This window comes from Pyxidicoccus sp. M15 (genome assembly GCF_056858435.1).
Map to the genome: position 1 here is coordinate 8,302,501 of NZ_CM166495.1, position 25,663 is coordinate 8,328,163.

The window sequence follows — 25,663 nt, forward strand, 5'->3', positions numbered from 1 at the left end:
CCTGGCTGGCACCGTCAAAGAATTGACTGCGGTTTCCGCAATCTGTCTTCTACTTGGGCTTGCTATTTGGTTTTCAAAGACCGAGTCGCTTGTACCATCCGCGACTTTTTGCTACCGTTGCTGCTCTTGCTGCCTGCCGTTTCCAACCGGCGGGGCCGCATTCTTTATTCGAGTCCGCATCCGTTGTCAACTTCGACTTTTGCGTCCTCGTGGCCTCTCGAAGTCCTCAGCGCCGCCCAGTGGCTTCCGCTGTTTTCTCTCGAGGGGGCGGGGCTTCTACCGCTTCGCCGCCGTCCCTGTCAACCGCTGCTTCGTGACCTTCCCAACCGAGCCGCCCGCTTCACTTCTTCCCGGGCTTTTCTCTGTCGGGGGCGCGGCTTCTACTTCGTCGCCGCGTCGTCCGTCAACCTGCTTCGGTGACCGCCGTATTCCGTTTGTCGGTGCTGTGCTGTCCCGCCTCCGAAGTGCCTTCCGCGCCAGTGCGCGGGCTTCGGTGCGAGGGGCGCGGCTTCTACCACCGCTGCGCCTTGAGTCAACCGCTTCGACTTCCCTGCCCCAGCTCCGTCTCCCATGAGACGACTGCCCGCTCCATCCACCACGCCGCCCGCTGGTTCACCACCGCTTCTACATCAACCGTCTAGGGAGCCGTTCGGAGATTGTCAACTCGTTGTCACGAGCCGCCCCGCCTGCTCCAGGACCATCTAGAGGTACTCCTCTCGGAGTACTTCCGGCATGGACCCACGGTCTTATTCGGTCTTGCTCAGAGAACCACAGCGCCGGAGGCGCTGATCTCCGCCTGGTACTTCGCGGAAGGCACGGTCGCTCGCTGCGGTGCGCCGTGGGTGGAGCGGCTTATCCACCAACTCTCCCGGGGGCGCAAGAAGTTTGATTCTCGCCACTTGCGCCACCCGCTCGACACAATCGCCGGCCGGGTGATGGGGGAAACCGCCCTCCCCCGCCGGACCATTCCCAACTCGTGCGTCAGCCTCCGACGCCGAGCCCCAGCTTCGAGACATCCACCCGGCCCCGGCGGCAGTGCTCGGCCACCACCACCGCGCGCAGCTCGCTGTACGCCCGCTCGAAGTCGTCGTTCACCACGATGTAGTCGTACGACGCGATGCCCCGCTCCATCTCCGAGCGAGCAGCCAGCATCCGACGACGGATGGTCTCGTCCGAGTCCGTCTGACGATCCCTCAAGCGCCGCTCCAGCTCCTCCATGGAGGGCGGCAGCACGAAGATGGTCACCGCGTCGGGGTGCTTGCGCTTGATGGCCTGCCCGCCCTGCACGTCGATGTCGAAGATGGCCGCACCCTTGCGGGCCCGGGCCTCGTCCACCGCGGACTGGGGGCTGCCGTAGAAGTGGCCGTGGACCTCGGCCCACTCCACGAACTCGCCGCGTTCAATCTTCTGCTGGAAGGTGGCGACATCCACGAAGTGGTAGTCCACCCCCTCGCGCTCCTTCCCGCGGGGCCGCCGGGTGGTGACGCTGATGGAGAAGACCGCGTCCGACGTCTCCTTGAGGAGCCGGTGGGCGAGGGTGGTCTTCCCCGCCCCAGACGGCGCGGAGAGGACGAGCAGCAGACCAGGCTGGAGCACGGTAGGCGCGTTCATTCGACGTTCTGTACCTGTTCGCGGATGCGCTCGACCTCGGCCTTCATCGAGACCACGCGCGCGGAGATCTCCGCGTGCTGGCTCTTGGAGCCGGTCGTGTTCACCTCGCGGTGCATCTCCTGCACGAGGAAATCCATTCGGCGGCCGGCAGGCTCGCTGCTGGCCATGAGGGCCCGGAACTGCTCGAGGTGGCTCGCCAGGCGCGTGACTTCCTCGGCGATGTCCGTGCGCTCGGCGAAGAGGGCCACTTCCTGCGCGAGCCGCTGCGGGTCCACCGCCACGCCGCGCGCCAGCTCCGCGATGCGGTCCGAGAGCCGCTGCTGGTACTCCTGCACGGCGCGCGGGGCGAGCTGCGCGACCTCGCGGCTCCAGCCTTCCAGCAGCTTCAGCCGGGCGTCGAGGTCCGCGTGGATGGCCTCGCCCTCGACGAGCCGCATCTTCTCCAGCGCAGTCAGGGCCTGTTCGAGGGCGGCCTGCAGCGCCGGCGTGGCGGACTCCACGTCCACCCCCTTCTCCTCCAGGCGGACGACACCGGGCTGATTCACCACCTGGGACCAGGCGACCTCTCCCGCCAGGCCCAGCTCCTTGGCCAGCTCGCGGAAGGCGCGCACGTACTCGCGCGCCAGGCCCAGGTCCACCGTGGGCACCGTGCCGGAGGCGGTGGGGGCCTGCCGCTTCACCAGCAGCTCCACCGAGCCACGGGCCAGCCGGTCCTTCACCTGCTTCGTCACCGTCGGCTCCAGCGACGACAGCTCGCGGGGCAGCCGCGCCTTCACCTCGCAGAACTTGTGGTTGAGCGAGCGCAGCTCGACGGAGACCTCTTCGTCTCCCACGCGCGCGCGGCCCGCTCCGAAACCGGTCATGCTCTTCAGCATTGGGCGGTTGCTAGGGGCTTTCGGCCCCCAGGTCAAGCCGCGCGCTTGCACCGCTTCCGTTTCTGTGTAGGGTCCGCCGCCGAGATGTCCTGGCACAAGCGGCTCGAGCTGTGGGCGAAGCTGGCGCTGGCGCTCGTGGCGTCCGCCCTGTTCTGGCGCCCCGGGCGCCGTCGCCGTCCTGGAAGTTCCCTGCCCGTCCCCCGGAAGGTGCTGCTCGTGCGGCCCGACAACCGCGTGGGTGAGGCCCTGCTGACCACCCCCCTGATGCGCACCCTCAAGGCGCACGTGCACCCCGCACCGGAAGTGCATGTGCTCGCCCACGCGAAGGTGGCGCGCGTGCTGGCCGGCCATCCGGACGCGGACGCGGTCATCGCGTTCGACCGGCGGCGGCTCTGGCTGGGGCCCCTGGCCCCCGGGCTCAGGGCGCTGCGCCGTGAGCGCTACGACGTGGTGGTGGACTGCGCCAACTGGGAGTCCCCCTCGGTGACGAGCGCGCTCGTGTCGCGCATGGCCGGGCCCCAGGCGGTGGTGGTCGGCCCGGATGTGTGGCCGGTGTCCCGCCTCCATTCCCTGTCCGTGCCCGCGCGCCCGGATACCCGCAACGAGGCCGTGCAGCGCACGCACCTGCTCACCCCGCTCACCGGCGACGCCGTGGCCAGGGGCCTGTCCTTCCGCGAGCCGGCCGTGGGCCCCTCCATCCGCGCCTACCTCGAGGAGAGCTCCCGCACCGCGTCCGCGGTCATCAACCCGGGCGGGCGCATGGGCCCCAGGCGCATTCCGCCCCAGGCCTTCGCCGCCGCCGCCCGGACGCTGCTGACGTTGGGCCGTGTGCCCATCATCACCTGGGGCCCGGGTGAGGAGGAGCTCGCTCGCTCCGTGGTGGAGGCCGCTCCCGGGGCCCGGCTCGCGCCCGCCACCAACCTGGACGAGCTTGCTGCCCTCATGCGCGCCGCCGGGTTCACCGTGTGCAACAACACCGGGCCCATGCACCTGTCGGTGGCCGTGGGCGCCCCCACCCTGGCCTTCTTCCTCCGCATGGACATGGAGCGCTGGGGTCATGCCTACGCGCCCCACCGCATGGTGGACCTCACCGCGCTCGTGGATGGTGCGGGGGGGGAGGGACTGGAGGCGCGAGCCTCGGAAGAGGTGCGGACCTTCGCCGCGGCCCTGCAGGACCCGGTTGCCCGGTAGGCCCTAGCCCGGCTCGGGCGAGGTCCGCGACTTCCGCTCCGGCACCATCCGGGGGATTCCGTCCTCCACCGGCCAGGCACAGTGACAGCGCGGGCAGCGGACCTCGGTGCGCGAGGCCTCTTCGTGCACCGTCAGCAGGCCCTTGCACAGGGGGCAGCCCAGGACGGACCGCAGCGCCGCGTCCAGGGGCGGCACGGGCTACTTCGTCCCCTCGCGGCCGAGGCGCCGGGCGAGGTCCGTGGTGCTGTGGTCCTTCGGGTCGCCGGACACCGCCGTGCGGCCACCGTAGGCCCGGACCTCGTCCCCCTCGGGAATGCTGTCCGGGGTGTAGTCCGTGCCCTTCACGTGCACGTCCGGCTTCAGGGCGCGGATGATGCTCCGCACGTTGGGCTCGTCGAAGACGATGACCCGGTCCGTGCAGGCGAGCGCGGCCACCAGTTCGGCGCGCTCGGCCTCGGGGATGTAGGGACGGCCCGGGCCCTTGTAGGCCCGCGTGGACGCGTCCGAGTTCACCGCCACCACGAGCACGTCCGCGAGCGCCCGCGCGCCCTCCAGGTAGCGGACGTGGCCCACGTGCAGCAGGTCGAAAACGCCGTTGGCCAGCGCCACGGTGCGGCCCTCGGCCCTCCAGCGCTCGCGCTCCTCGGCCACCTTCGCGAGGGGCTGGAGCTTGTCCAGGGTGCTCATCGCGCGCTCCGCAGCTCTTCGAGCAGCTCTTCCTTCGACACCGTCGCCGTGCCCGGCTTCTGCACCACCAGCGCGCCGGCCACATTCGCCAGCCGCGCCGCCTCGCCGAACGTGGCGCCCGCCGCCAGCGACAGCGCGAAGGTGGCAATCACCGTATCTCCCGCTCCCGTCACGTCCACCGCCGCCTTCGCGCCATACACGGGGATGTGATCCACCCCACCCTCCGCGTCGAAGAGCGTCATGCCGTGCCGTCCTCGCGTCACCAGCAGCGCACGGCAGTCCAGTCGCCGCAGTGCCGCGTGCCCTGCCTCCAGCAGGTCCGCTTCCGTCCGCACCGGGCGCCCGGCGAGCGCCTCGAGCTCCGGCTCATTGGGCTTGCACACCGTCAGCCCCGAGAAGGAGGACAGGGCATAGCGGCTGTCCACGCACACCGGCAGGCCATCCGCCGCCAGGCGCCGCAGCACCTCGCGCACCTCGTCTCCCAGCACGCCCGCGCCGTAGTCGGACACCACCACCGCGTCCGCGTCCCTCGCCGCCTCTTCCACCTGCTTCGCCAGCGCCTTGCGCATGCGCGGCGGCAGCGAGCCTCGCTGCCCGCGGTCCAGCCGCAACATCTGCTGGCGCGTGGTGCTCACCCCTCCGGCGAGGATGCGCGTCTTCGTCTCCGTTTCGATACCGCGCCCGCTCACCGCGTGGAGGCGGATGCCGGCCTCGTCGAAGAGGCGGCGGAGTGCGCTTCCCATCTCGTCCGCACCGAGCGCGCCCACCGCCGTCACCTGGCCCGAGAGCGCCCGGACATTGGCCGCCACGTTGGCGCCGCCGCCCAGCTTCACCTCGGCGGACTCGTAGCGGACGATGAGCACCGGGGCCTCGCGGCTCACCCGGTCCGTCTGACCGTAGATGTAGTGGTCGGCAACCAGGTCCCCGACCAGCAGCACCCGGCGGCGTGCGAAGGCGAGCGGCAGGCGCGAGGGCAAAGGCGACGGGCGAGCGGGCGAGACTGCGGCCATGGCGGCGGTTTGTCCCACAGGCCCCCGCGCCTCACAAGTCGCGCGGCACGTCCGCCAGCCCAAGCGCCCGGCGCAGGTGGGACTCGCCCTCCAGCACCTCCACCCCCAGCCGCACCACCCACGCCGGGAAGCCGAGCGGCAGGCGCACTGCGTCCTTCTCCGTCGTCACCACCCGTGCTCCCTGACGGGCGGCTCGCGCCTCCACGTCCCGGAGCTCGTCCGCCGTGAAGCGGTGATGGTCCGGGAAGAGGGCCGCGTCACGCACCTCCGCTCCGAGGGAATGCAGGGTCCTCAGGAAGCCTCCCGGCCGGGCAAGCCCCGCGAGCGCCAGCACCGGCTGCCCGGCCAGCGCGTCCGTCCGAAGGACGCGGCCCGAGGGCTCCAGCCACGCCGTGGGCCGGTAGCGTGTACGGACGCGGGGGATGCCTCTGACCTCGGGCAGGTCAGGGTCCACGGCCGCCGTTGATTGCGACACACGCAGGGGACTGCCTGGCGGGGGGCTGGCCGTAGGCAGTCCAGTGCCCGTGGCCTCCATCGATTGCGGCACCTGCGCCGGCCCCCCTTGGGGAAACGGGTCCGCCAGCAGCCCGGGGCGCGTGACCTCCGGCGATTGTGGCGCACGCGCGGGACTCCCTGCCGGAAGCCGACCCGCGGGCTGCTCAGGGTCTGTCGCCACCATGGAGGTGTCCGCGGCCGAGGAGGAGGCGGCGCGGACCCAGAGCAGGGTGGCGCGGCGCAGGGACGAGCGCGGCTCGCGCAGGGGGCCTCGGGGAAGCATGTGGCCGTTGCCCAGCCCCACGGCCTCGTCCACCACGACGAGGTCCTCGTCACGCGCGAGCCTGCGGTGCTGGAAGCCGTCGTCGAGCAGCACCGTGTCCAGGCCGAATTCGTCACGTGCGCGGTACGCACTGGCTACGCGGTCCGCTCCGACGAAGACGCGCGCCTGGGGGCAGCGTCGTGCGAGCAGGAGCGGCTCGTCACCGGCGTCCTCGACGGACGGCAGCGGGTCCGTACCGGTGAAGGTCAGCGGTTCGCGCGAGCCTCGCCCGTAGCCGCGCGTGAGGATGCCGACCTTTCGCCCGTCACGGACCAACAGCTCCGCCAGGTGGAGCACCGCGGGCGTCTTGCCTGTTCCTCCCACGTTGACGTTGCCCACCGAGATGATTCGAAGGCCGTCTACGCGCTCGGCGCGCAGCAGGCCCGCATCGTAGAGGGCTCGCCGCAGGTGCACGGCCGCCGCGTACGGCCAGGACAGCGCGGTGAGGGGCGATAGCAGCGCGCGGCGGCCCCACGGCTCGGGGGCCGGCGGGTAGAAGACGCGCTCGATGGCCGTGGGCGCTTCGCTCGGCGCGGTGCTCACCGGGGGCGCCTCGCCCGCTCGTAGAGCGACAGCACGTCACTCGCGATTCGCGCGTTCGTCGGGTGCGCAATCGGAGCGCGTTGACCGGAGAGCGCGGCGGAGGCCACGGCCTCCGCCGTCGGCGCTGCCACCCGCGCATCCGCGAGGTCCGGCAATGCGCCCTCCTCCACCGCCACCACGCGAACGCCGCATGCGCGGGCCTGGGCCGCGGCTCTCGCGCTCCAGTCATTGCCAAGCCCGAGCAACCACACCTCGTCCAGCGCCTGGAGCCAGCGCGCGAACGCGTCCCCCTGCTGGTAGCCCGTGAAGGTGACGGCGTCCTCCAGGCCGAGCTCCGTCACCTGCCGCCGCGTCGCCTCCAACAACGCCCCATCTCCCACGAGCACGAGGCGGGCCTCGGCACGCTGCCTCCGGTACAGGGCAAAAGCCTCCACTCCCACGGCGTGACGCCGCGAGGGCTGGAAGGTGGAGACCATGCCGAGCACCGGCTGCCCCGTCAGGCCCAGCTCGCGACGCAGGGCCTGCGTGTCTTCCGCCGGGTGGAATCGGGAGTCCACCAGGGCAGGGAGAACCTCCGCGGTCCTGCCCTTCTCCCGCAACGGGGGCAGCAGCGCGCTTGCTGGAACCGTGTAGGCGTCCGCCACGGGCAGCGAGGCTCGCAGCGAGCGTGGCGCGTGCAGCGAGCGGACCAGCACTGCGCCTCGGGGGCGGCCCCACCTCGCGAGCAGGTGGTCATGACTGAAGTGCGAGTGCACCACGTCCACCTCGCGCTTGCGCAGGCTGCGCAGGTCACTCCACATGTTCCAGGGCGGCGACTTCACCGACAGCTCCAGGCCTCCCTCGTCCAGCAACCCGAGCGCCTGGAAGCGCGGCACCGCGGGCTCCTCCGCCGGCACGTCCTTGCGCCTGCGGTCCACCGCCACCGTCACCTCGTGCCCGGCCTCGCGCTGCGCAAGCGCCAGCAGGGCCACGTTCTCCGCGGGGCCGCTGAAGAAGGGACTCGCGAGCAGGTGGAGGATTCGCATCCGCTCAGCGCCCCACCAGCGCGCGGTACAGGTCTCCCAGCGCCCGGGCCTCGTGCTCCACGCCACACCTGCGGCGGGCCTCCTCGGCCGCGTTGCGCCCCACCTCTCTCGCCCGCTCCGGCTCCCGCATCAGCATGGCCAGCAGCTCTCGCAAGGCCTTCACGTCCCCGGGCTCGAAGAAGAAGCCCGTGCGCCCGTGCTCGATGAGCGTGTCCAGGTACGGCAGCTTCGACGCCACCACGCAGCACCCGGAGGCCATCGCCTCCACGTGCACCAGCGAATAGCCCTCCGCGTAGGACGGGTGCACCAGCACGCTCAGCCCCTGGTACCAGGGTTCGATGACCGACTGCTCTCCCGCCAGCGACACCCGGTCCTCGAGGCCGGCCCTCAGTCCGTTCACCCAGTCCAGGTCCGCGCCCTTCGCCAGGCCCACGAGCACCGCCTGCCACTCCGGGTGCTCCGGCAGCAACGGTCTCACCGCGTCGAGGAAGTCGCCCTGTCCCTTCTCCTTCCGGATGCGGCCGATGACGCCCACGCCGTAGCGCCCACCCTGGCCGAGCCGGCGCCACGCCTCGTCCCGGTCCACGGGCGGGTGGAAGCGCGTCAGGTCGATGCCGTGCGAGATGACCGTCGAGGGCAGCGCGATGACCTCCGCCACCTGCCGCGTCAGCGAGACGAGCGCATCCGCGCCCCTCGCGATGAAGCGCGTGAAACCGCTCGGCGCCATGGAGGTGTGCCGCGTGAAGACGAGCCGCACCTGACGGCCCAGCAGCTTCAGCACCATGCCCGCCAACAGCTCGTTGTTCCGGTGCGCGTGCCACACCACCGGCTCCGTGCGCGCGCGACGGAGCAACTCGGGCCAGGTGATTCTCGGCAGGCCGTCACTCAGGCCGGAGCCGATGACCCGGGTCTCCGAGCCCGTGTCTCGCGTGAGCGCGGGCACCACCGACTCCACGTGGCGCGTCACCCCCGTGTACCGCTTGTGGAAGTGCGGATGGACGATGAGCGTCATCGAGGGTCCGGCCTCCCGTGCGGGAAGAGCGTCGTCATCGCCTCCGCGTTCCTCTCGCTGGCGCCGGAGATTCGCCGCACCGTGGCCTGCGCCTGCTCGCCCAGGCTCGCGAGCTGTTCGGGCGAGGCGAGCCACTCCGCCAGCGTCGTGTGCAGGGCCTCACCGTCCCGCACCTGCACGCCGCCGTGCCCCGTCAGCAGCTCCACGCTGTCCCGGAAGTTGTCCATGTGAGGCCCGTACAGCACCGGCTTCCCCTGCCCCGCCGGCTCCAGGATGTTCTGCCCGCCCCGCTTCGTGAACGAGCCTCCCACGAACACCACCGTCGCCAGCCGGTACGCCCTCGACAGCTCGCCAATCGTGTCCAGCACCACCACCTGCCCGCGCTCGGGATTGCCTTGCGAGCGCAGCCCCACGCCCAGCCCCTTCTCGCGCGCCAGCGCCACGATGCGCGACGCCCGGTCCACGTACCTCGGCGCAATCACCAGCCGCAGGTCCGGCCACCGCTCCAGCAGCCGACGGTAGACGCCGAGCAGCACCTCCTCCTCGCCCTCGTGCGTGCTCCCGGCAATCCAGACGCGGGCGCCCGGCTCCAGGCCCAGCGCTCCCCGCAGCGTCTCGTCCTCTCGCGCGGGGCCTCCCGCCAGCGAGTCGAACTTCGTGTTGCCCGTCACCCGCACCCACTCCGGCCGCGCTCCGAGGCTCCTCGCACGCTCGGCCTCTTCCTCCTGCCGCATCAACAACAGGTCCAGGTCGTGCAGCGGGTTGCCGATGAGCCCGAACAGGCGGCGGTACTTCGCCAGGTTCTTCGGGGAGAACCGGCCGTTCGTCATCACCACCCGCGCCCCGCCTCGCTTCGCCGCGCGGATGAGGTTGGGCCATATCTCCGTGTACTCCAGCACGAGCACGTCCGGACGGATGGCCCGCACCGCCCGGCGCGTCGCGCCCCAGAGGTCGTAGGGCACGTACACCACCCCGTCGATGTCCTTCGCCAGCCGGCCCTTCGCCATCGCGTAGCCGCTGTCCGTCATCGTCGACAGGATGAGCTGGCAGCCCGGGAAGCGCGCCCGCAGGGGGCCGAACATCGGCGACAGGGCGAGCAGGTCTCCCGCGCTGGCTCCGTGCAGCCACAACACCGGGCCCTCGCCGCGCGCGGGCAGGCTTTCCGGGCCATAGAAACCCAGCCGCTCCTTCAGCCCATGGCGCGTCTTCCGGTGCAGTGAGAGCACCGGGAACAGGAGCGCGAAGAGCGCGTAGCTGGCGAGGATGTACAGGAGGCGCATGGGCGGCTCCCGCGCCCTCTATCAGATGCCCGGCCCCCGGGGCAGCACGCGTACGGGGCTGGGGACAATCCAGGGCCGCCACTCCGTCCCGAAGAAGCGTCCCGGCGCCCGGGCCCACACCTCCACCTGCACCACGCCCTCCCCCGTCAGCTCCACGGACCTGCCGTCCGGACGGAGCCGTCCGTCACCCCACACTTCCACCCGCACCGTGTCCTCCGCCGGGGTGCCGGGCAGACGCACCTGCAGCACGTCGCCCACCTTCGCCTCACGGCGCACAGGGTCCATTCCCTCCAGCACGAAGCCCGCGGGCTCTCCCAGCGCGCGGAAGGCGCACAGGGCGCGCCCGCTTCCGAGCGCCCGTGTCACCAGCCCCGCGGCCTGGGACGCATCCTTCGGCAGGGGTGACGGCACCTGCTCCGGCGTCAGGTACATGGCCATGGACTCGAAGACCGCCTGGTACGAGGGCAGCCCGTGGGCGTCGTGGGCGCAGAAGGCGATTCGCGGCCGCTCACGCGACAGCTCCAGGAAGCGCGCTCCCGGCTCGGGGGTTGGCGCGACGAGCAGCATCACCCCGTGCCCCGGGTTGCCCATGTAGGCGCCCACCGCGGGGAGCAGCCGGCTCACCGGATTGCTCACCGCCTGACGGAAGAAGGTGTCCGCCGAGTAGAGCTCGAAGCCCGGGGCCTCCCGCGCGCTCGCCTCATCCTTCCAGGGATTGCGCTGCTGCACCGGGTGCGCGAGCACGGCCGTGCCTCCCGCCGCCGCCACCGCCTTCACCGCGTCCCCGGGCGGCATCCACTGGCGCATGCCTTCCAATGGACGCTCCATGCCGAACGCGGCCAGGTGCCCCTCGGAGGTGGAGATCTCCACTCCCGGCACTAGCAGCACGCCGTCCACCCAGGCCGGCGCGGGGGGCTTGAAGTCGTTGTGGTCGGTGAGCACCACGAAGTCCAGGCCGGCCTCCCTCGCCGCGCTGGCCACTTCGCCTGGCGTGCCCCTTCCGTCAGAGCGGGTGGTGTGCACGTGGTACGCGCCACGCACCCACCTGGGGGCGCCTTGCTTCGACGACACCACCGGGTAGCTCGCGAACGAGGCTGGCAGCGCGAAGAACCCCGCGATTCCGAACACCAGAATCATGAGGCCCAGCACCGCCCGGAGCCCCTTCGCCACCGCTGTCCGGACCCGGCTCATGCCGCACCTCGCTCAACGGGGCCGCGCACACGCCCCGGCCCGCACCGTACCGCGCTCGGGCCGTCTCTCCACCCGCGTTCCATGAAGGCCGGCTTCAGCCCCACCAGGACTTCACGCCGCGCCCTGCTCCACGGGGCCATGCGTCTGCATCTGCCACAGTGATGCATAACGCCCACCCTTCTGGAGCAGCTCCGCGTGCGAGCCTCGCTCCACCACCCGGCCCGCCTCCATCACATGCAGCACATCCGCGTTCACCACCGTGGACAGCCGGTGCGCAATCACCAGCGCCGTGCGCCCCGGCAGCACCGCCGCCAGCGCGGCCTGCACCTCGCGCTCACTCTCCGGGTCCAGGCTGCTCGTCGCCTCGTCCAGCACCAGCACCGGCGCTCGCGCCAGCACCGCCCGGGCAATGCACAGCCGCTGCCGCTGTCCACCGCTCAGCGTCACCCCGCGCTCGCCGATGCGCGTGTCGTAGCCCTCCGGCAGCGCGCGGATGAACCCGTCCGCGTGCGCCACCTTCGCCGCCGCCTCCACCTCTTCCCTCGTGGCGTCCGGCCTCGCGTAGCGCAGGTTGTCCAGCACCGTGCCGTGGAAGAGCAGCGGCTCCTGCGTCACCAGGGCGAACTGCTCCCGCACGCTCGCCGCGGTGTAGCGGTCCGCGTCCACCCCATCCAGCAGCAGCTGGCCCTTCTGCGGCCGCTCGAAGCGCAGCAACATGGACGTCACCGTGCTCTTGCCGCCGCCGCTGCCTCCCACCAGCGCCGTCACCTGCCCCGCCTTCAGCTCCAGCGTCAGGCCGTCCAGCGCGCGGCGCTCCCCGTAGGAGAAGCGCACGCCCTCCAGCACGATGCTCCGCGACAGCGTCGGCGCCGGCACCGCGTCCGGCGCGTCCTCCACCGGGTGCTTCATGTCCAGCAGCGCGAAGAGGCGCTCTCCCGCCGCGCCGGCCTGCACCGCGAACTGCGTCACCCGCCCCAGTTCCTTCACCGGCTGGTACACCAGGATGACCGCCGTCAGCAGCGACAGCAGCGCCTCGGGCGGCATCAGCCGCGCGCTCGCCGCGTACGCCAGCGCGCCCGCCAGCGCCGCCGCCGCCAGCACCTCCATCAGCCCCGGCACCGCGCCCCGCGCCCACGCCGCGCTCACCAGCGCCTTCTCGTGTGCCTGCGCGTGCGCCGCGAAGCGGGCCAGCTCCGCCTCCTGGCCGTTGAAGGCCTGGATGGTCCGCAGCCCGCCCAGGCCCTCGTGCAGCTGCCCCGCCAGGTTGCCGAGCTGCGTCTGCCCCTCGCGCGTGCGCTTCAGCACCTTGCGCATCAGCCGCGAGGCCGGCAGCGCCGCCAGCGGCACCACCAGCAACATCACCCCGCCCAGCAGCGGGCTCATGGACAGCGCCACCCCCGTCAGGATGATGGCCTGCAGGCTGTCCCGGATGTAGGCGCCCACCGTGTACATGGCCGCCGCTTCCACGGCATTCACATCCGACGAGAAGCGGCTGAGCAGATCTCCCGTGCGCTGCTTCGCGAGCTGCGACGGCGACAGCGAGGTGAGGCGCAGGAACAGCTCCCGCCGCAAGTCCCGCACCACCCGCTGCGCGAACAGCCCCATGAAATAGAACTGCCCCAGGTACCCCACGCCCTTCGCCACGCCCACCACCACCATCAACACCGGGAAGCCCCACAGCGCCGCGTCGCGCGGCAGGTCCGCCAGCCAGGGCACCCGCTGCGCGCTCGCGAAGCCCTCCTGCCCTCCGGAGAGCAGGAAGCGCAGCGCCGGCCCCGTCAGATACGCGTAGGCCCCCATCGCCAGCGCCACCGCCGCCGAGCCCACGAAGGCCAACACGAGCACACCGACATGCGGGCGCGCATAGCGCAGCAACCGCCACAACACGGGAAACATCGCTAGCGGCCCACCTTGCGCAGCGCCGCCTTGGCGAGCTGTGAATAGGGGTTGTACTCCAGCACCTTGAGCAGCTTCTTGCGCGCCAGCGGCGCGTCACCCAGGTCCGTGTCGATGATGGCCGCGATGATGTGCAGCCGCTCCACGTACGGCCCCAGGGACAGCGCCTTCTTCAGCACCTTCTGCGCCTTCTGCGCCCGCACCAGCAGCGCCCCCGGCGCCGCCAGGTACGTCGCCCAGGCCAGCCAGGCGTAGTACTCCGGCTCGTGGGGGTTGGCGACCACCGCCTCCTCGAAGGCGTGCATCGCGGTGGTGAAGTCGCGGCGCTTGAGCGCGGCCTCGCCCCGCCGCAGCGCAATCTCCGCCTCCACCACCACCGCCGTGTTGCGCCCCACGTCCAGCCGGCTGAAGAGGTATTGGAGATAGGCCTTGCGCTTCTCCTCCACGCTCAGCACCCGGTACGAGGCCGACAGCTTCTCCTGCACCGACTCCAGCAGGTCTCTCAGGTCCAGGATGTCGTACTCGGCATACGTGTCCGGGTGAAAGCGCATGGCCGTCTCGTGGTACGCGCGCTCCACCGCCTCCGAGTCCGCGGCGATGTCCAGCCCCAGGCTGCCGAAGTAGCTGCGGGTGATGATGCGCACCGCCTCCTCGCGCAGGGACGCCGCCGTCTCCGGCGGGAGCGCCTTGCGCTTGCGCGGGGCGATGCGGTCCGGCAGCACCGCGTTGGACAACACGTCCGTCCCCGAGGCCACCGGTGTCGGGGAGAAAGTCACCCCGCCCGTCAGCTTGAGGAACCACAAGAGCGACACCGCCGTGCCCAGCTCGCCGCGCCCGTGCGCGAGCAGGTCGCGCAGCACGATGCGGCCGTTGACCTGCATCGCAATCTTCAGGTCGTCGGTGTCCAGCGCCATCGCCTGCAGGTCCCGGCCGAACTCGGACGAGCGCACCGGGTACTCCCCCAGGTTCGCCCGCAGGGAGGCCGCCATCACCTTCAGCGGGAAGCACCGCCGCGCGCCCGCCAGCACCGGGGCCAGGGGCGGCACCTCCACCGAGGCCACCTCGGTGGTGAACTCGTCGCCCGAGTAGAAGGCAAAGCGCCCCTCGCGCATGCCCAGCACCCGCTCCAGCCTGTCGCGCGTGTAGTCGCGCAGCAGCTGCAACAGCTCGTCTCCCGCCGCCTCCACCCCCGCGTCCGCCAGCGCCGCGCCGATGCGCAGGCCCGACGCCAGCGACTCCACCACCCGCTCCGCCTGCTGCGAGGTGAGCACCTTGCGGTCCACCAGGAAGCGCGGCAGCGAGTCCGCCTTCGAAGAAGAGTCGTAGCTCACCGCCGCGCCGCGCAGGAAGAACACGCGCCGGCTCAAGTCGCGGTGGGCCACCACCAGCACGCCGTCGCGGCGCAGCCGGTAGAGCGAGTGAAGGAGCCCCGGCAGCGGGTAGCCCTTCAAGTCCCCGGAGTTCACCGCGGGCTTGGACAGCGTGGCCGCCAGGCCGCCGAGCGGCACGGCCTGCGCCGCGCGCACCAGGGCCTCCAGCTTGGGCACAAGCTCGCCCGGCTTGAGGGGGTCCGCGATGTACGCGTTCACCTTCAGGTCCAGCACCGACGCCACGCCCCGAGCCCGGCCCAGGTGGCCCTTGTCGATGGCGACGATGGGCACGCGCGTCCCCTGGCTGTGCGCCCGGATGAGGTGCACCACGTGCGCACCGTCCACGCGCGGCAGGTCCACCGCCAGCACCACCACCGACGGGTTGTCCGCCGCGAAGTGCTCCATCGCCGTCACCGCGTCATTCACCGCGCGCACGGTGTACCCGGCCTGCGAGAGCAGGCCCTTCAGGTGCTCGAGCGTGGGGGGATGGCTCTCGGCGAGCAGAAGCGTCTTCAAGGGTGCCTCACTCTACACCTTCATCCGCTCCCGCATCAGGTACGATGCGCGCCCCCTCATGACGCCCCCGCCCCGCATCCTCGTCGTGGCCGGCGAGGCCTCCGGTGATACCCACGCCGCCGAGCTCGTCGCCGCCCTCCAGGCCCGCCGTCCGGACCTCACCTTTTTTGGCATGGGCGGCTCCCGCCTGGCCGCTCGGGGGGTGGAGCTGCTCTTCGACGCCCGCGAGGTGTCTGTCATGGGCATCACCGAGGTGCTCCCCCGCATCCCCCGCATCCTTCAAATCCTGAAGGGGCTGGCCCACGCCGCCGCCGAGCGCCGCCCGGACGTCGCCATCCTGGTGGACATCCCCGACTTCAACCTGCGACTGGCGGAGAAGCTCAAGGCGCTGGGAGTGCCAGTCGCCTACTACGTGTCGCCGATGATCTGGGCCTGGCGTCGCGGGCGCGTGCGCACCATCAAACGCCTGGTGGACCGGATGCTCTGCATCCTTCCCTTCGAGGAGGCCTTCTACCAGGAGGCCGGTGTGAGCGCCCGGTATGTGGGCAGCCCCGTGGTGGAGCAGGTCCCCGCCCCGGACAGCCCCGCGGCCTTTCGCGAGCGGCTGGGCCTGGCGACGGACGCCCCCACGCTCGCGCTGCTGCCCGGCAGCCGGATGAGTGAAATCCGACGCCTGCTGCCCACCATGGTGGACGCGGCGAAGCAGCTGGCCGCCGAGCGCCCCGGGCTCCAGGTCGTCGTCCCGGTGGCCCCCACCATCCCCCGCGAGGAGGTGGTGTCCCGCTTCGAAGGCAGCGGCCTGTCCCCCATCCTCGTCGAGGGACGGGCCCCGGAGGTGGTGGGTGCCAGCGACGCGGCGGTGGTGGCGTCGGGGACGGCGGTGCTGGAGGCCGGGCTGATGCAACGTCCCCTCGTGGTCGTCTACCGCGTGTCGCTCATCACCTACTGGGTGGGACGGCTGATGCTGAAGGTGGCCTTCGTCTCGCTGGTCAATCTATTGGCTGGCCGGAAGGTGGTGCCGGAGCTGCTCCAGGGGGACATGACGCCCGAGCGCATCGCCGACGAGGTCCGCCGGGTGTGGACGCCGGGCGCCCCCCGGGAGGAGATGCTCAAGGGGCTGGCGGAGATGCGCGGCCGCCTGGGCGAGGCCGGGGCCGCCACCCGGGCCGCGGAAGCCGTACTGGAGCTGCTGCCCCCGCGCCCCGTTTAGGGTATGTCGGCCGGGTCATGAACCCTGCCCTGGTCTGCATCCCCACGTACAACGAGCGGGAAAACATCGAGGCCATCGTCCAGGCGGTGCTGAAGGCCGACGCCCGCGTGGACATCCTCGTTGTCGACGACAACTCCCCTGACGGCACCGGGCAGCTCGCCGACGCGCTCGCCGCGAAGGATTCGCGCGTGCGGGTGCTGCACCGCGAGAAGAAAGAGGGCCTGGGCCGCGCGTACCTCGCCGCCTTCCGCTGGGCCCTGGCCGAGGGCTACACGTACATCCTGGAGATGGACGCGGACTTCAGCCATGACCCGCGCTACCTCCCCGGCTTCCTCGACGCGGCCCAGGCCGGCGCGGACCTGGTGCTGGGCTCCCGCTACGTGACGGGCGGCGGCACGGTGAACTGGGGCGTGGGCCGGCAGGTCATCAGCCGCGGCGGCAGCCTCTACGCCCGCACGATTCTGGGCGTGGGCATCCGAGACCTCACCGGCGGCTTCAAGTGCTTCCACCGCCGGGTGCTGGAGGCCATCGACCTGGATGCGGTGAAGAGCACCGGGTACGCGTTCCAGATTGAATTGACCTACCGCACCCTGAAGAAGGGCTTCACCGTGCGAGAGATTCCCATCGTCTTCGAGGACCGCCGCGTGGGGCACTCGAAGATGAGCAAGAAGATCTTCGCCGAGGCCCTCACCATGGTGTGGAAGCTGCGGCTCAAGGTGTAGCCCCGAAAGGCGTTCCATGACGGGCTACCTGTCGCTGTTCCTGGTGTCGCTGTCGGCGGTCTTCTTCGTGGTGGACCCCGTGGGCGTGGTGCCGCTGTTCCTGGCGATGACGGCCGGGGACTCGCAGGAGAAGGTGCGCCGCACGGCGATGCGGGCCTGCCTGGTGGCGTGCGGGATGATGCTGTTCTTCGCCCTCTTCGGCGGCGTCATCTTCAAGGTGTTCGGCGTGTCGCTGGGCGCCTTCCGCGTGGCCGGCGGAATCCTGCTGCTCATCACCGCGCTGGACATGCTCCGCGCCCGCCCGTCCGAGACGCGCACCACCCCCACCGAGGAGCAGGAGGGCGTGGTGAAGGAAGACGTGGCCATCGTCCCGCTGGCCATTCCGCTCCTGTCCGGCCCGGGCGCCATCGCCACCGCCATGGTGTTGATGGCCAAGGGGGACTCACTGGCCTCGGCGGTGCCGGTGCTGGCCGCCATCGTGCTGACGTTCGTGGCCAGCTACTACATCCTCCGCGCGTCCGGGATGATTCAGCGCGTGCTGCGCCAGTCCGGCGTCGCGATTGTCGAGCGCGTCATGGGGCTCATCCTCGCCGCGATTGCAGTGCAGTTCATCGCGGACGGGGGCAAGGAATTGCTGCGGTAGGCCATGCCCGGAGCCGCCCCGACCCGGGAGGCGGCCCCTGCACTGTCCGGGCAATTCGTGCAAGCCCTCATCATCAAGTATAGCTGTAGTAAATAGAGAGCCGGACTCCCAGGAAGCCTTCCAAGGACGTCATGCTCTCCAACCTCGCCCAGGATGTTCGGTACGCGCTGCGTACCCTGCTTCAGAATCCCGTCTTCACCACGGTCGCAGTGGTGACGCTGGCGCTCGGCATCGGCGTCAACGCCGCCATCTTCACCGTGGTGGACGCCACCCTGCTCAGGCCGCTGCCCTACCCCGCGCCCGAGCGGCTGATGCATGTGTGGGAAACGCGGGTGAAGGACGAGGGGGCGCAGGAGATGAATACCTCCTACCCCAACCTCCTCGACTACCAGGCGCGCGCGAAGTCCTTCGAGTCGATTGCCGGCTACACGTCCATCCCCTTGCGGCTGGTTCGCAGCGAAGGCTCGCAGATGGTCCAGGTGACGCTCACCTCGGGCAGCTTCTTCGACATGCTCAAGGTGAAGCCCGCGATGGGGCGGCTGTACGGACCGGATGACGACCTCCCGGGCGCGGAGAAGGTGGTGGTCCTCAGCCATGGCGGATGGCAGCGCTACTTCGGCGGGGACACCTCCGTGGTCGGCCGCACCATCGACCTGGAGGGAGCGCCGCGCACCATCATCGGCGTGCTGCCGTCAGGCTTCCAGTTCGCCCTGGCGGAGGCGGCGGACATCTGGACCACGCACCGCCCCAACATGCCCCCGGGCATGCTCGTCCCCCGCAATCTGCGGTGGGTGCGCGCGGTGGGGCGGCTGGCGCCGGGCGTGGCGCGCGAAGCCGCCCAGGCGGAGCTGGCGGGCATCTCCGAGACACTCGCGACCGAACACCCCGACAGCAACGGCGGCGTGAGCACCCGGCTCGTCCCCCTGCAGGACCAGGTCGTGGGCCCGCTGCGGCCGCTGCTGCTGGTCATGCTGGGCGCGGTGGGGCTGGTGCTCCTCATCGCGTGCGGCAACGTGGCCAACCTCCTGCTGGCCCGGGCCACCGCGCGCCATGGGGAGCTGGCCGTGCGACTGGCGCTCGGCGCGAGCCGGGGCCGACTGGTCCAACAACTGCTCACGGAGAGCCTGCTGCTGGCGCTCCTGGGCGGCGCCGCCGGGCTGCTGTGCGCGAAGTGGGGTCTGGAGTTGCTGCTGGCGGCCATTCCCGCCGCGCAGTTCAGCACCATGCCGTACCTGAGGGATTTGCAGCTGAACTGGCAGGTCCTCGCATTCACCCTCGCCATGTCCGTATTCACAGGCGTGCTCTTCGGCCTGGCCCCGGCGGTGGTGTCCACCCAGCCAGACCTGCAGAGCACCTTGAAGGGGCAGGCCCAGGGCGTGGCTGGCGGTGTGCGGGGCCGCCTGCGCCAGGCGCTGGTGGTGGGCGAGGTGGCACTGGCATTGGTGCTGCTGGTGGGCGCCGGACTGCTGCTCAAGAGCCTGACGCGGATGATGGCCGAGGACCCGGGCTTCGACCGGGAGAACCTCGTGGTGATGGATGTGATGCCCCCTCCGGGCAAGTACCAGGAGGACCATTCGCTCTCACAGCTGCATGCGCAGCTCGTCACGCGCGCGGAGGCGCTGCCCGGGGTGATGGGCGCGGCCTTCACCAGCAGGATGCCGCTGAGCGGCCGGGGCAACACCATCCGCTACGTCGTGGAGGGACAGCCCTCCGCCCAGCCGGGCGAGGAGAGTGAAGCCCACCTCCGCTCCATCACCCCCAATTACTTTCGCATCCTGAGCGTTCCCCTGGTGCGCGGGCGCGCCTTTGCCGCCACGGACGAAACGAACGGGCCCCGGGTGGTCAGCATCAACGAGACGCTCGCCAAGAGGCTCTTCCCCGGGCAGGACCCGGTGGGCCAGCACCTGCGCCTCTCCATGAATGGCGAGCAGAAACCCCACGAAATCGTGGGCGTGGTGGGCGACGAGCGCATGGCCGGGCTGGACACGGAGCCGCCCCCCACCATCTACACACCCGACACGCAGAACGCGTCCACCCGCTCCGTCCTGGTGCTGCGCATGAGGCCCGGGGCCACGAGCGTGGCGTCCGCGCTGCGCGCCGAGATGCGGGCCGAGGACGCGGACCTGGTGTTGTCCGGGGCGCGCACCATGGAGGAGCTGGTGGCCACCGCGCCGTGGATGTTCCTGCGCCGCTACCCGACACTGGTGGTGGGTGTGTTCGCCGCGGTGGCGTTGCTATTGGCCATGGTGGGCGTCTACGGCGTCATGGCCTATTCGCTCAGCCAGCGCTCGCGGGAGCTGGCCGTCCGCATGGCATTGGGCGCCCGGAGCCAGGACGTGCTGTCCATGGTGGTGCGGCAGGGCGCGTCGTTGGCGCTGCTGGGAGTGGGCCTGGGACTGGTGGGCGCGCTTGCCCTCGGCCGCGTCCTCCAGCGGGTGCTGTTCGGGGTGAGCGCGGCCGACCCGGTGGTGCTCGCCGGAAGCGCGGCCATGCTGGTCCTCATGGCCGCGCTGGCCAGCTACCTGCCCGCCCTCCGCGCCTCGCGCGTGCCCCCCGCCTCCGCGCTGCGGTAGCGGCCAGCACCGGGGCGAGCCACCTCCCAGCCAGACCAGGTCCAATGGCAATGCATGCGCAACCGCAACAGCCTGCTTGTGCAAGGACTGGCAGGTGGCCACGCCCGGCCAGCGCCATTCACAAATCACTCACGGGGTCAGGAATACCCCATTAATGCAGTAAACCTGGAAAATATCCATACACACGCACAGTCCTGTACTCATTTGACTAGAAGTAAAGAATCAGTAGTCTTGAAAATGGCGCGGCGCCATGAGGGCGCCGTCAGCCGATTCCAGGAGGTTGTATGAACAGCAACGCGACCCAGCCGGCGATGAAGAAGTTCACCATCCGCGAGATGGAGACCGTGAAGACCACCGCCGCTGTGTACCACGAGTGGTGCATCATCACGGCCGCCACCAACTAGCTCCTGCTGCGATTTGGGAGCAGGGGCAATGGAAAACCCGGACCGCCATCTCGTGAACCCAGGCTCCAGCTCGTGCTCCAGACCCTGGATGGGGGTGGAGCTGTTGCGCCTCCCCCATCCCGGGCGCTGCTGTCTATCCAAACAGGCCAACGAGACCCACACGTGAGCCTTTACCAAGCCACGTCGACGTTTGTCACCGCTCCCTACACGCAGCAACCGGACGGCGACGAGGTCATCATCGGCCTGCCCGAGCAGGGCATCTTCCTGGCCCTCCCTCCCGACGCGGTCGAGCTCATCGACCAGCTCCGCAATGGAAAGACACTCGGCGAGGCCGAGGCTTTCTACATCGCGAAGTACGGCGAGGTGCCGGATTCAGAAGGACTGATCCAGGCCCTGGAGCAGCGGGGTTTCCTACGCGACGCGGCACGGGCCCCGGTTGCGAAGGCGCCCGAGGCCGGCGAGCCGCGGAAGGCCGCCCCGGTGCGTTATCACTTCGCCGGCTTCCCCCAACGCCTGGCGCAGCGCATCTTCAGCACCTGGGCGCTCGCTGGCTATGGATTGCTCGTCGCGCTGGCGATAGCGGCAATCTGTGTCGAGCCCACCATCCTTCCACGGTGGTCATCACTCGTCGTGTCGCGGAACATGACGGCCACGGTGCTCGTGTTGATGGTGTTGAGCTATGTGATGCTCTTCCTCCATGAGATGGCGCACCTGATTGCCGCTCGCGCCGTGGGCGTGTCCTGCCGCTTGGGGATTGGCCACCGGCTGTGGATCCTCGTGGCGGAGACGGACATGACGGGCGTGTGGGCCATTCCGCGGCGCCAGCGATATCTGCCCTTCCTGGCGGGCCCCATCCTGGACCTCGTACTCGCGGCCCTGCTGCTGCTGTCGCTCTTCGCGAGCGCGCGGGGCTGGGTGCAGCTTCCCCCTACCGGGCAGTGGTTGCTGCGCGCTTCACTCATCATGCTGGCGTTCCGCATGCTGTGGCAGTTCCACTTCTTCCTGCGCACGGACTTCTACTGTGTCTTCGTCACCCTCTTCGGGTGCAAGAACCTGATGGGGGACACGGAGGCCTTCCTGAAGCACAGCGTGCGCGGGTGGTTGCGACGCCCCCGTCCGGCAGGCAACCCACTGGACGCCGTGCCCGCCAGGGAGCGCCCGGTCATCCGCGCGTATGCGGGCTTCTGGGTGGTGGGCAGGGCCGTGGCATTCACCGTGCTGTTTGGCATTCAGCTCCCCGTCGTGTTCGCCTACGTCCGCTCCGTGGTCGGCGTCTTGAGCTCGCCAGGAGACCACTTCCACATGCTCGTGGACGCGTTGATGCTGAGCACGCTGGCCATGTTCACGCTGGGGACGGGAATGTTCCTCTGGTTGCGCAGCCTGATGCGTGGCCGCTCTGCCCGGAAGAGCGCGGCGTCGGGTCTATCCCCATCCGTGGCATTGGAGTGACGATGACACCCTCGAGCGAAATCCTCTCAACGCTGCTTGCGTCCCCCTCGGTGCTGGTCCTGGAAGCGGAGCCCGGGGCGCAGCGGCAGGCCCTGCTCAAGCAGTGGCGTGAAGAGGCCCAGCGGCAGGGCGCACGCGCCTGGGATGTGAGCTGCGACATGGATTTGCACGGCCCCTGGGCCGGGCTGCGGGAGCTGTTCGCCACCAGCGTGCCGACGCTCCGCGAGGAGGCGCCAGAGCTGCTCACGCGGCACGACTACGAGCTGCTCGCCGTGCTTCCCACCCTGCGCCGGGAGATGAAGGCGCGCTACACGACGCTGACCGAGGGCGCGCTCAGCCACGAAAGGGTCCGCAACTATCCGGCGGACCGGGTGTTTCGCATCTCCCAGGGGCTCATCAACCTGATGGCGGCCTGGCGGCAGCGGGCGCCGCGCGGGCCGTGGGTCATCTTGTGTGACGCGTTCGACCGCGGGGGGATGCTGGTCCAGCACTTCTACCTGGAGCTTTTGCGGCGCCGGGCCCAGCCCCTGGATTTGCGGCTGGTGCTGACGGTGGCTCCGGGGCAGGCCGAGCCGCTCCTCAAGCGGCTCTCGCGCAGCCCCGTGGCGGTGCACACGTCGCGGCTGGAGCTCCCGTCAGGGCCGCCCCCCTCCCCGCTTCCACCGGAAGAGGCCCTGCGGCACGCCGAGGCGCTCGAGGCCCAGGTCAAGGATGATGCGGTGGAGCAGGAGATGCGTCTGCCGGAGCTGCTGCGCGCCTGGCAGGCCGCAGGCCAGGAGGACCGGCTGTTCAAGACCCGCGTGACGGCGTTCCGGCTGGCCAACCACTACGGCCTCTACGAGGACGCGCTCCGCTATGGCGAGCCACTGCGTGACCAGGTGCAGCGGCTGGCGCGGAGTGATCCCGACACCTATTGGACCGTCCTGGGGAACCTGTTCAACAGCTACTCGGCGCTGAGGGCCACCGACCGAATCCTGGACCTGGCCTCCCGGGTGGAAGTGGAGGCGACGGCTCCGCATCTGCGGGCCAAGCTCTACTACACGCTGGCCATGCTCTACGGGCGGTTCCAGGCCAAGCCGGACCTGGCGCGCGCGGAGCACTACCTGGACCTGGGGCTGGAGGAAATCGAGAAGGCCAGCCTGTCGGATGAGAACCGCGCCTTCACGCGGGTCTTCAACCGCAACGGGCTGGCGTTCATCCGCAACCGGCAGGGCCGGTCGGAGGAAGCCATCGAGCTGTGCAGGACGGGCCTGGAGCAGCTCGAGGCGCGTCTCAAGCCAGACCAGCACCACCTCCACCGCTCCGTGCTGCTCTACAACATCGCCCAGGTGCTCGCGGGGCTCGGCTCGGATGAGCAGGCCATCGCGCACTACAGCGCCGCCATCCAGATGGACCCGGGCTACTCCGAGTATTTCAACGAGCGGGGCTGCCTGCTGATGCGCAACGGGAGGGGCGAGGAGGCGCTCGCGGACTTCCACCAGGCCATCGAGCTGAGCCCTCCGTATGCCGAGGTCCACATCAACCGGGGACAGTGCCTGAGGGCCATGGGTCGCATGGAGGAGGCGGTCGCCGACTTCTCCACCGCGCTGGACCTGGAGCCGTCCCGGCTGCTCGCCTTGCTGGGGCGCGCCCAGGCCCACGAGGAGCTGGGGCGCACGGAGGAGGCCCTGGCCGACTATTCGGCCGCGCTCGCGCTCCAGCCCGCGCAGCCCCTGGTGCTCGCCAACCGCGCGAGCCTCCATTACGCGCGGCAGCGGCTGCCCGAGGCGCTGGCGGACCTGGATGCGGCCATTGCCCTGGCCCCGACCATGGCGGACTTCTACACGAACCGGGCGCTCGTCCTCGCCGAGCTGAAGCGGCGCGAAGAGGCGGCTCGCGACCTGCACACCTACCTGGGCATGGCCCCGGCCGCCGAGGACCGGGCCAGCGTGCAGCAGCGCCTGGACGCGCTGCTGGCGGCGTGAGCGGGGCTACAACCCGCTCGCCGTCACCCAGGCGGAGCCCTCGCGCTTCACCAGCCCCTGGGGTTTGCCCTCCAGGGAGAGCTCCTCGGGGCCTGCGCGGCGCGCGTCGTACGCGTAGCCGTCCTGCACCTCCTGCAGGTACACGACGACGGCGTCGAGCACGTTCTCCTGCACCACCTTGAAGGTGCCGTCCCCGCACAGGGGCTCGTCACCCGCGAAGAAGCGCTCCAGCATCGACTCCTCGGGGCGGCGCACGAAGACCACCACCGGCGTGGGCTCCTCGCGTCCCTCCGAGGCCAGCTCGCGCACCAGCTGCGCCGGCGTCGGCTCCTTCAGCACCGACTGCAGGAGCTGGCACTTCTGCGCCTCCGCCTCGTGCGACACCGCGACGCGTGCCGGGTGGTGCGCGCAGCCCGTGCTGCCCAGCAGCCCCAGCCCGAGTGCGGCCCAGGCCATCCGGTGGAATCGGCTCATCCGTCGTCTCCTCAAGTCGCTCACCGTCACAACTTCCGCCAACGTGGGGGGTACGGCGCCTGCTGGAGCGTCGGATCCTCCACGGCGATGATGTACTCGGCGCGGCGGTTGCCCACCTCCGCCGTCTCGTCCGGCGTCTGCACCGCGAGCGACTGCTCGCCAAACCCCTCGTAGAACACCGGGACCTTCAGGCCCCGTTTCCGGAAGTACGCGGCCAGGCTGCGCGCCCGCTCGAGCGACAGCTCCCGGTTGGCCGCCGTCGCGCCCACCGTGTCCGTGTGGCCCAGCACGTACAGCCGCAGCGCCGCGAAGCGGCCGTACTTCGACAGCGCCTCGGTGATGAGCGCGTGGCTCTTGTCCAGCTTGCTTCGTTCTCCCGCCGGCACGTCCGCGCGGCCCGAGGCGAAGTTCACCTCCTCGTGCGGGATGTCCACCTGCCACGGGAACAAATCCAGCCCCGTGTAGAACTCCGACGTGTCGAAGGCCCGGAGCGAAATCTTCATCACCCGGCCCTCCTCCGCGGGCCAGGTCAGCTCCAGCGGCGTGCCCGCGGGCTCGCCCTTGAAGGACACGTCGCCCATGTAGGCCTTCTTCCCCGTGTCCATCAGCACCGTCAGCTCCACCCGTGCGGCCGGCCGGCTCAGCGTGAAGCGCAGCTTGCGCCCCGCGACGTCCACGTCCTCCTTGCGGACCTCCAGCTTCAGCGCGCCGTACAGCTCCGTGTCGAAGGACAGCGGCAGGCTGCCGGCCTCCGCATCCGGGAAGCGCACCACCAGTTCGCCCTCGTAGTGGAAGCGGCCCTCCGGCTGCTCCAGCTCGATGCGCCGGGTGATGCCCGGCTTGCCGCCGCCCTTGAGGTTCAGCTCCTTGCCATCGCTGCGCTTGAGCTTCACCTCGAAGCCGGCGATGGGCTCCTCGATGTGGACGAGCAGCGTGGGCAGCTTCTCCCCCAGCGCGGCGCGGCCTTCCAGCGAGACGCGGATGGCGTCCGCCAGCGCGGGCAGCGGCGAGCACAGGGCCACACAGAGCAGCAGCAGGCGGGGGTTCATCACGCGGCGTCGACCTCCGGCGTCACGAGCAGCGGGCCAACAGCGGCCCGGTGGGGTGGATTCCTCCTCCTTGGGCAGGCTAGGACGAGGCTCCTCTGGGGGAAACGCTCCCGACACGGGACGTTGGAGGTGCGACGGTATTCACCCACGC

21 protein-coding genes are annotated in these 25,663 nt (G+C 70.5%); 7 read left to right on the forward strand and 14 right to left on the reverse strand.

Annotation, left to right across the window (positions count from 1 at the left end; all coding sequences use genetic code 11):
* Positions 1-981: 981 nt before the first annotated feature.
* Together gmk and ACX9TP_RS30580 are read right to left on the reverse strand one after the other, a co-directional pair.
* The gene (gmk, locus tag ACX9TP_RS30575; RefSeq protein ID WP_482974163.1) at positions 982-1,611 is read right to left on the reverse strand and encodes a guanylate kinase; all 630 of its coding nucleotides are present in this window, start codon (positions 1,609-1,611) and stop codon (positions 982-984) included.
* Positions 1,608-2,486: a YicC/YloC family endoribonuclease gene (locus tag ACX9TP_RS30580; protein WP_482974164.1), complete on the reverse strand. Its 879-nt coding sequence runs from the start codon at positions 2,484-2,486 to the stop codon at positions 1,608-1,610. The genes gmk and ACX9TP_RS30580 overlap by 4 nt, the downstream gene beginning before the upstream one ends.
* 84 nt (positions 2,487-2,570) lie before the next feature.
* Here ACX9TP_RS30580 and ACX9TP_RS30585 point away from each other — a divergent pair, with 84 nt between their 5' ends.
* Complete coding sequence (locus tag ACX9TP_RS30585) at positions 2,571-3,677, forward strand: glycosyltransferase family 9 protein (protein ID WP_482974165.1); 1,107 nt, start codon at positions 2,571-2,573, stop codon at positions 3,675-3,677.
* 3 nt (positions 3,678-3,680) lie between these two features.
* Here ACX9TP_RS30585 and ACX9TP_RS30590 read toward each other — a convergent pair whose 3' ends face one another.
* From ACX9TP_RS30590 to ACX9TP_RS30635, 10 genes are all read right to left on the reverse strand, one after another.
* The gene (locus ACX9TP_RS30590) at positions 3,681-3,872 is read right to left on the reverse strand and encodes a Trm112 family protein (RefSeq protein ID WP_482974166.1); all 192 of its coding nucleotides are present in this window, start codon (positions 3,870-3,872) and stop codon (positions 3,681-3,683) included.
* Positions 3,873-3,875: 3 nt separating this feature from the next.
* Positions 3,876-4,364: an adenylyltransferase/cytidyltransferase family protein gene (locus tag ACX9TP_RS30595; protein ID WP_482974167.1), complete on the reverse strand. Its 489-nt coding sequence runs from the start codon at positions 4,362-4,364 to the stop codon at positions 3,876-3,878.
* Positions 4,361-5,374 (reverse strand): bifunctional heptose 7-phosphate kinase/heptose 1-phosphate adenyltransferase, encoded by a 1,014-nt coding sequence (locus tag ACX9TP_RS30600; protein WP_482974168.1) that lies wholly within the window; start codon positions 5,372-5,374, stop codon positions 4,361-4,363. The genes ACX9TP_RS30595 and ACX9TP_RS30600 overlap by 4 nt, the downstream gene beginning before the upstream one ends.
* A 31-nt stretch (positions 5,375-5,405) precedes the next feature.
* Complete coding sequence (gene lpxK, locus ACX9TP_RS30605; RefSeq protein WP_482974169.1) at positions 5,406-6,734, reverse strand: tetraacyldisaccharide 4'-kinase; 1,329 nt, start codon at positions 6,732-6,734, stop codon at positions 5,406-5,408.
* Positions 6,731-7,759, reverse strand: coding sequence for a glycosyltransferase (locus ACX9TP_RS30610; protein ID WP_482974170.1), 1,029 nt, complete (start codon positions 7,757-7,759; stop codon positions 6,731-6,733). The genes lpxK and ACX9TP_RS30610 overlap by 4 nt, the downstream gene beginning before the upstream one ends.
* A gap of 4 nt (positions 7,760-7,763) precedes the next feature.
* Positions 7,764-8,771, reverse strand: a complete 1,008-nt coding sequence (locus tag ACX9TP_RS30615; protein WP_482974171.1) for a glycosyltransferase family 4 protein — start codon at positions 8,769-8,771, stop codon at positions 7,764-7,766.
* The gene (locus tag ACX9TP_RS30620) at positions 8,768-10,051 is read right to left on the reverse strand and encodes a 3-deoxy-D-manno-octulosonic acid transferase (RefSeq protein WP_482974172.1); all 1,284 of its coding nucleotides are present in this window, start codon (positions 10,049-10,051) and stop codon (positions 8,768-8,770) included. Before ACX9TP_RS30620 ends, ACX9TP_RS30615 begins: the two co-directional genes overlap by 4 nt.
* A 21-nt stretch (positions 10,052-10,072) precedes the next feature.
* Complete coding sequence (locus ACX9TP_RS30625) at positions 10,073-11,242, reverse strand: PHP domain-containing protein (RefSeq protein ID WP_482974173.1); 1,170 nt, start codon at positions 11,240-11,242, stop codon at positions 10,073-10,075.
* Between the two features lie 111 nt (positions 11,243-11,353).
* Complete coding sequence (locus tag ACX9TP_RS30630) at positions 11,354-13,138, reverse strand: ABC transporter ATP-binding protein (protein WP_482974174.1); 1,785 nt, start codon at positions 13,136-13,138, stop codon at positions 11,354-11,356.
* Between the two features lie 2 nt (positions 13,139-13,140).
* A complete protein-coding gene (locus tag ACX9TP_RS30635; protein ID WP_482974175.1) occupies positions 13,141-15,024 on the reverse strand; it encodes a DUF4388 domain-containing protein in 1,884 nt (627 codons plus the stop codon).
* Positions 15,025-15,082: 58 nt separating this feature from the next.
* On the opposite strand from ACX9TP_RS30635, the gene lpxB reads away from it, so the two are divergent.
* The 6 genes from lpxB (at position 15,083) to ACX9TP_RS30665 (ending at position 23,989) form a co-directional block, all read left to right on the forward strand.
* Positions 15,083-16,234 (forward strand): lipid-A-disaccharide synthase, encoded by a 1,152-nt coding sequence (gene lpxB / locus ACX9TP_RS30640; RefSeq protein ID WP_482974176.1) that lies wholly within the window; start codon positions 15,083-15,085, stop codon positions 16,232-16,234.
* A 17-nt stretch (positions 16,235-16,251) separates the two neighbouring features.
* Positions 16,252-16,956, forward strand: coding sequence for a polyprenol monophosphomannose synthase (locus tag ACX9TP_RS30645; RefSeq protein ID WP_482974177.1), 705 nt, complete (start codon positions 16,252-16,254; stop codon positions 16,954-16,956).
* Between the two features lie 16 nt (positions 16,957-16,972).
* The gene (locus ACX9TP_RS30650) at positions 16,973-17,599 is read left to right on the forward strand and encodes a MarC family protein (protein ID WP_482974178.1); all 627 of its coding nucleotides are present in this window, start codon (positions 16,973-16,975) and stop codon (positions 17,597-17,599) included.
* A 131-nt stretch (positions 17,600-17,730) separates the two neighbouring features.
* Entirely contained in the window at positions 17,731-20,172 is a 2,442-nt protein-coding gene (locus tag ACX9TP_RS30655; protein ID WP_482974179.1) for an ABC transporter permease, read from the forward strand.
* Between the two features lie 566 nt (positions 20,173-20,738).
* Entirely contained in the window at positions 20,739-22,025 is a 1,287-nt protein-coding gene (locus tag ACX9TP_RS30660; RefSeq protein WP_482974180.1) for a site-2 protease family protein, read from the forward strand.
* 2 nt (positions 22,026-22,027) lie between these two features.
* Positions 22,028-23,989 carry a tetratricopeptide repeat protein gene (locus ACX9TP_RS30665; protein WP_482974181.1) on the forward strand — a complete coding sequence of 654 codons (1,962 nt, stop codon included), beginning with the start codon at positions 22,028-22,030 and terminating at the stop codon, positions 23,987-23,989.
* A 6-nt stretch (positions 23,990-23,995) separates the two neighbouring features.
* Here the strand turns inward: ACX9TP_RS30665 and ACX9TP_RS30670 are convergent, their stop codons facing one another.
* Positions 23,996-24,463: a hypothetical protein gene (locus ACX9TP_RS30670; RefSeq protein WP_482974182.1), complete on the reverse strand. Its 468-nt coding sequence runs from the start codon at positions 24,461-24,463 to the stop codon at positions 23,996-23,998.
* A gap of 26 nt (positions 24,464-24,489) precedes the next feature.
* Positions 24,490-25,512: an OmpA family protein gene (locus tag ACX9TP_RS30675; protein WP_482982245.1), complete on the reverse strand. Its 1,023-nt coding sequence runs from the start codon at positions 25,510-25,512 to the stop codon at positions 24,490-24,492.
* Positions 25,513-25,663: the final 151 nt, after the last annotated feature.

Excerpts from the sequence above, each read along its gene's own strand:
- ACX9TP_RS30665 (WP_482974181.1), top strand. The coding sequence starts at position 22,028 with ATGACACCCTCGAGCGAAATCCTCTCAACGCTGCTTGCGTCCCCCTCG.
- gmk (WP_482974163.1), bottom strand. The coding sequence starts at position 1,611 with ATGAACGCGCCTACCGTGCTCCAGCCTGGTCTGCTGCTCGTCCTCTCC.
- ACX9TP_RS30620 (WP_482974172.1), bottom strand. The coding sequence starts at position 10,051 with ATGCGCCTCCTGTACATCCTCGCCAGCTACGCGCTCTTCGCGCTCCTG.
- ACX9TP_RS30670 (WP_482974182.1), bottom strand. The coding sequence starts at position 24,463 with ATGAGCCGATTCCACCGGATGGCCTGGGCCGCACTCGGGCTGGGGCTG.
- ACX9TP_RS30675 (WP_482982245.1), bottom strand. The coding sequence starts at position 25,512 with ATGAACCCCCGCCTGCTGCTGCTCTGTGTGGCCCTGTGCTCGCCGCTG.
- ACX9TP_RS30650 (WP_482974178.1), top strand. The coding sequence starts at position 16,973 with ATGACGGGCTACCTGTCGCTGTTCCTGGTGTCGCTGTCGGCGGTCTTC.
- ACX9TP_RS30630 (WP_482974174.1), bottom strand. The coding sequence starts at position 13,138 with ATGTTTCCCGTGTTGTGGCGGTTGCTGCGCTATGCGCGCCCGCATGTC.
- ACX9TP_RS30595 (WP_482974167.1), bottom strand. The coding sequence starts at position 4,364 with ATGAGCACCCTGGACAAGCTCCAGCCCCTCGCGAAGGTGGCCGAGGAG.
- lpxB (WP_482974176.1), top strand. The coding sequence starts at position 15,083 with ATGACGCCCCCGCCCCGCATCCTCGTCGTGGCCGGCGAGGCCTCCGGT.
- ACX9TP_RS30600 (WP_482974168.1), bottom strand. The coding sequence starts at position 5,374 with ATGGCCGCAGTCTCGCCCGCTCGCCCGTCGCCTTTGCCCTCGCGCCTG.
- ACX9TP_RS30585 (WP_482974165.1), top strand. The coding sequence starts at position 2,571 with ATGTCCTGGCACAAGCGGCTCGAGCTGTGGGCGAAGCTGGCGCTGGCG.
- ACX9TP_RS30645 (WP_482974177.1), top strand. The coding sequence starts at position 16,252 with ATGAACCCTGCCCTGGTCTGCATCCCCACGTACAACGAGCGGGAAAAC.
- ACX9TP_RS30615 (WP_482974171.1), bottom strand. The coding sequence starts at position 8,771 with ATGACGCTCATCGTCCATCCGCACTTCCACAAGCGGTACACGGGGGTG.
- ACX9TP_RS30625 (WP_482974173.1), bottom strand. The coding sequence starts at position 11,242 with ATGAGCCGGGTCCGGACAGCGGTGGCGAAGGGGCTCCGGGCGGTGCTG.
- ACX9TP_RS30610 (WP_482974170.1), bottom strand. The coding sequence starts at position 7,759 with ATGCGAATCCTCCACCTGCTCGCGAGTCCCTTCTTCAGCGGCCCCGCG.
- ACX9TP_RS30655 (WP_482974179.1), top strand. The coding sequence starts at position 17,731 with ATGCTCTCCAACCTCGCCCAGGATGTTCGGTACGCGCTGCGTACCCTG.
- ACX9TP_RS30580 (WP_482974164.1), bottom strand. The coding sequence starts at position 2,486 with ATGCTGAAGAGCATGACCGGTTTCGGAGCGGGCCGCGCGCGCGTGGGA.